This is a genomic window from Streptomyces sp. NRRL F-5630 (assembly GCF_000719475.1).
Lineage (GTDB): Bacteria > Actinomycetota > Actinomycetes > Streptomycetales > Streptomycetaceae > Streptomyces.
Window position 1 is genome coordinate 1 of sequence record NZ_JOGO01000154.1, and the last position, 3,041, is coordinate 3,041.

Below are 3,041 nucleotides of genomic sequence, written 5' to 3' on the forward strand. Positions count from 1 at the left end.
CACCCGCACCACCCACCACCACCCCCTCTTCCAGGTCATGGTGGACCTCCAGAACAACACCGCCCCCGAACTGCACCTGGCCGGGCTGGACATCACCGTGGAGGGGGCGGGGGTGGACGCCGCCAAGTTCGACCTGCAGTTCTCCTTCGCGGAGGAGCTGGTCCGCAGCAGGGGCACGGCCGGCCCCGAGGGCCTGTCGGCGCTGCTGTACTACGCGACGGACCTGTTCGACGCGGCGACCGCCAAGCGGCTGACGGACGGCTTCCTGCACGTCCTGGAGACGGTGACCACCGCTCCGGACACCCCCCTCGCGGAAATCGGCGTCCTCACCCCGGCCGAACGCACCCAGTTGCTGGACGCGTACAACGCGACCGGTCACGCGACCGGTGACGCGCTGCTGCCCGAGCTGCTGACCGCACGGGCCGCCCGCACGCCCGGACACCCGGCGCTGGTGTGCGAGGGCTCGGAGGTCTCGTACGGGGATCTGGACGCCCGTTCGAACCGCCTCGCCCGGTATCTGATCGCCGAGGGTGCGGGCCCGGAGACGCTGGTGGCCGTGGCCCTGCCGCGCGGCCCCGAGCTGGTCACCGCACTGCTCGCGGTCCTCAAGGCGGGCGCCGCCTACCTGCCCCCCGGACCCGGCCGGCCTGGCCGCGTTCCCGGCCACTCCGGTCACCGACGCGGACCGTGTCGCGTCGCTGCACCCGCAGCATCCGGCCTACGTCATCCACACCTCCGGCTCCACCGGCACCCCGAAGGGCGTCGTCATGCCCGGCGCGGCCGTCGTGAACCTGCTGCGCTGGCACGCGGCGGAGTTCGGGGGCCAGGAGGGCGGGGCCCACGGGGGCGGTGCCCAAGAGAGCGGGCGCACCGCGCAGTTCACAGGGATCGGCTTCGACGTGTCGGTGCAGGAGATCCTGACGACGCTGGTCGCTGGCGCCACCCTGTACATCCCCGGCGAGGACACCCGCCGGGATCCGGAGGCGTTCGCCGCCTGGCTGGCGGAGCACCGGATCACCGACCTGTTCGTACCCGACCTGATGGTGGACGCGCTGAGTGCCGCCGCCGTCGAGCACGGCCACGACCTGTCGTCACTGCGGCACATCATGCAGGCCGGTGAGCGCCTGCACCTCAGCCTGCCGGTCCGGGAGTTCTTCCGCGGCCAGGCGAACGCGCGGCTCCACAACCACTACGGCCCGGCGGAGACACACGTCGTCACCGCCCGTTCCCTGCCGTCCGCCGAGGCGGACTGGCCCGCCGAGGCACCCGTCGGCCGCCCGGTGTGGAACACCCGTGCCTATGTCCTGGACGAAGCGCTGCGCCCCGTGCCGCCCGGCGTGACCGGCGAACTGTACATAGCCGGAGCCCAGTTGGCGCGCGGATACCTGCACCGGCCCGCCCTCACCGCCGCCCGCTTCCTGGCGGACCCCTACGGGGAACCCGGAACCCGGATGTACCGCACCGGGGACCTCGCCCGCTGGACCGCCGACGGTGAGCTCGCCTACGTCGGCCGCGGCGACGACCAGGTCAAGATCCGGGGCTTCCGTGTCGAACCCGCCGAAATCGAAGCCGTCCTCCTCACCCACCCCGCCGTCGGACAGGCGGCCGTCGTCCCCCGCGAGGACGTACCCGGGGACACCCGGCTCGTCGCTTACGTCACCACGCAGCAGACCGCACCCGGTGGCCTGGCAGCCGAGCTGCGCGCGCTGACCGGCGGACTGCTGCCGGATTACATGGTCCCCTCGGCGGTCGTGACCCTCGACGCGCTGCCCGTGACCGTCAACGGCAAGCTGGACCGCCGCGCCCTGCCCGCGCCCGACGCCGTGGCCGCTACGTCCGGCCGTGCGCCGCGGACGCCGCGCGAGGAACTGCTTGCCGGGCTGTTCGCGGACGTCCTCGGCCTGCCGTCGGTCGGCGTGGACGACGACTTCTTCGCGCTCGGCGGCCATTCCCTGCTCGCGACCCGTCTGCTCAGCCGCATCCGCCGGGCCCTCGGCTCCGAGGTCGCCCTCCGCGACCTGTTCTCCGCGCCGACCGTCGCCGGACTGGCCGAGCGGATGGACGGCGCTTCGGGGGTGGTGCGCCCGGCCGTCGTGCGGTACGAGCGCCCGGCGCGTCTCCCGCTGTCGTACGCGCAGCAGCGCCTGTGGTTCCTCAATCGGTTGGAGGGCGGCTCCGCGACCTACAACCTCCCGCTCGCACTGCGCCTGCGCGGCGAGGTGGACGGGGAGGCCCTGCGGACCGCGTGGACGGACGTGCTGATCCGGCACGAGTCGCTGCGGACGGTGTTCGGTGAGCACGAGGGATACCCAGTGCAGGTGATCCTCGACGCGGAGACCGCCACCGAACGTGCCCTCAGCACGGAACATCTGGTGCCCGGCACGGACACAGGTGCCTGGGTCCGGGAGATAACCGGGCGCGGCTTCGACGTGACCCAGGATCTCCCTGTCAGGGTCGTGCACGGGGTACTGAACGACACAGAGTCCGTGCTGGTGGTCGTGCTGCATCACATCGCGGGCGACGGCTGGTCCCTCGCCCCCCTGGCCCGGGACCTGTCCACCGCCTACGGCGAGCGCCTCGCGGGCCGCGCCCCCGCGTGGGACGAACTCCCCGTGCAGTATGCCGACTACACCCTCTGGCAACGCGACCACCTCGGCACCGCCGACGACCCCGAGAGCATCCTCGCCGCCCAGACCGACCACTGGCGCACCGCACTGACCGGAGCGCCGGCAGAACTCCCCCTCCCCCACGACCGCCCCCGTCCCGCCCACCGGACGTACGAGGGCGCGGTGGTGCGCTTCCCAATCGGCACCGAACTGAGCTCCAGGATCGCCGACCTGGCGTCCCGGTCCGGTGTGACGACCTTCATGGTGCTCCAGGCCGCGACCGCCCTCACCCTGAACGCCTTCGGCGCGGGCACCGATATCCCCCTCGGCACACCGGTCGCCGGACGCACCGACGAAAACCTCAAAGACCTCGTCGGCTTCTTCGTCAACACCCTCGTCCTGCGCACCGACCTCACCGGCAACCCCACCTTCCAG

At 72.5% G+C, this 3,041-nt stretch carries 1 protein-coding gene and 1 pseudogene; both read left to right on the forward strand.

Going from position 1 to position 3,041, the window contains the following annotated elements; translation table 11 throughout:
• Window positions 1-37 precede the first annotated feature (37 nt).
• Window positions 38-580, forward strand: a pseudogene (locus tag IF99_RS35900) (AMP-binding protein); the annotation flags it as partial.
• On the forward strand, window positions 531-3,041 hold a 2,511-nt coding region (locus IF99_RS35340; protein WP_158716686.1), incomplete at its 3' end, for a non-ribosomal peptide synthetase. The pseudogene IF99_RS35900 and the gene IF99_RS35340, both read left to right, overlap by 50 nt.